General features: G+C 64.7%; 2 protein-coding genes and 1 pseudogene. All 3 read right to left on the reverse strand.

Annotated elements, in window-relative coordinates:
- The coding region (locus NZ849_RS06240) for an ABC transporter permease (protein WP_295405407.1) at nucleotides 1-552 on the reverse strand (552 nt) is incomplete at its 3' end.
- An 86-nt stretch (nucleotides 553-638) separates the two neighbouring features.
- A complete protein-coding gene (locus tag NZ849_RS06245) occupies nucleotides 639-1,607 on the reverse strand; it encodes an ABC transporter substrate-binding protein (RefSeq protein WP_295405409.1) in 969 nt (322 codons plus the stop codon).
- A 32-nt stretch (nucleotides 1,608-1,639) separates the two neighbouring features.
- Nucleotides 1,640-1,809, reverse strand: a pseudogene (locus NZ849_RS06250) (integrase core domain-containing protein); the annotation flags it as partial.

Below are 1,809 nucleotides of genomic sequence, written 5' to 3' on the forward strand. Positions count from 1 at the left end.
CTGGTAGCCCACCCCGCTGGTGCGGCCCAGCAGTTCGGCGAAGACGATCATCTTCCAGCACAAGGACAAAGTAGCCCGGGCGGTGCCCCAGACGAAGGGTGCCAGCTGCGGCCAGGCTACGAAGTAGAGCACCTCCAAAGCCCCCTTGCCGAACACCCGGCTCATCTGGAAGAGCCTGGGGTCGAGCGTCCGCACCCCCTCGCGCACCTGCACCACCACCGTGGGCAGCACAATCAGAAAAACCGAGAGCACCGCGGCCAGCTCATTGAGGCCCAACAACACGTAGGCCACCACAATCGGCAGAATGCGGGGAATCGCCAGCCCCAGAGCTACCCAGCCCTCCAGAAGCCCCTCGAAGCGCTGGGAACGGCCCGAGGCGAAGCCAAGCGCCAGGCCCACCCCCATAGCCAGGGCAAAGGCCAGCAGCACCCGCTGAAGGGTGATGCCCACCTGGACGAGCAGCACCCCGCGCTCGAGTTCCCGCTGCACGAAGGCCCAGGTTTCCCCCGGCCCCGGCATCAGCTTGGGGCCCAGCCAGGCCGAAAGAACCAACCAGGCTAGTAGGATAGAAGCGTAAGAGGCCCCGCGATAAAGCCAGCTTCGGACAACCAGGTTAGCCTGGGTCACACTGGAAGCACTCACCTCAGCGCCACCGCAAACTGGGTGCTGAAGGCCCTGGGGTCAAACCGCTCGATACCCACAATCTCCGGCCCGGCCACCGCCAGAAGCCGCTCCACCAGCAGGCGCAAGGAGATAAGCGAGCTGGCATCCCAGCGCTGCGGCAGGCCGCTCTCCCCGCGCTTGCGCAGGGCGGGGAGCTGGCTCTTATCGGGCAAGGCGTAGAGCCGGGCCTCCAAAATGGCCTCCCAGATGGCGCTATCTTGCTTCATCCGCTCCGAGGCTAGCTGCACCGCCCGCAAAAAGCGGCGCAGGGCCTCGGGGTCGGCGTCCTCCCGGGCGATGATGAAGAGCAGCGGCACATCGGTGGGCAGGCCCAGCTCGCGCAGGATGGTGGCCGAGCTGAGGAGCTCGCGGTACTGCCCGGTGGCCTGCATGCGGGCCAGGTGATGCCACAGGGGCAGGGCCGCCTCGAGCTGCCCCCGCTCCATCAGCTCGGCCATCAAAGGCGAGCCCACTGCGCTCACCTTGCTCTGCTGCAGCGGGTCGAAGCCGTGCTTGCGGATGCAAAGGGCCCTAAGCATCAGGAAGGTTTTGTCAGTGAGGCTGGTGGTGCCTATGCTCCGCCCCTTGAGGTCGGCCAGGCTCTGGATGGGGCTTTTGACCGGCACCGCCACGCCTCCGGTCAGCAAGCTGTAGGGGTGGATGGCCCGTACTGGAAAGCCCCGGTCTCGCAGGAGCTGCACCTCCACGAAGTCGTCCACCACAATCTGCACTTCACCCGAGCGCAAGGCCAGCCGGTTGGCGTCCTTGCTGGCGAAGGTGGTGGCCTTGACCTCGAGGCCCAGCTCCCTCCCTAGACCGTAACGTTCAATGGCTAGCATGATCCATGAGAGGGTTCCCCCCGCCTGCAAACCCACCCGCACCGACTTGTCTTGCGCCCAGGCGATTGGAACCAGGAGCACTGCGCAAACCAGCCATACTTTCATCTGAAAACCTCCTTTGTTGTTGTGCGCTTACGCTAATACTCAAGAGTTGCCGCTGTCAAGAGATTGTAGTCGGTCAACACATTTGAGACTCTGTGGGGACCGCCTCTCCCCGTATTCTAGCCAGGTACTCTAAAGGGGCCAGGCCCCCCAAGGCCCGGTGGGGTCGCCGGCGGTTGTAGTGGTCCAGGTAGGCGTCAAGCTC

This window comes from Meiothermus sp. (genome assembly GCF_025060375.1).
In the GTDB taxonomy this organism is placed as follows: Bacteria; Deinococcota; Deinococci; order Deinococcales; family Thermaceae; genus Meiothermus.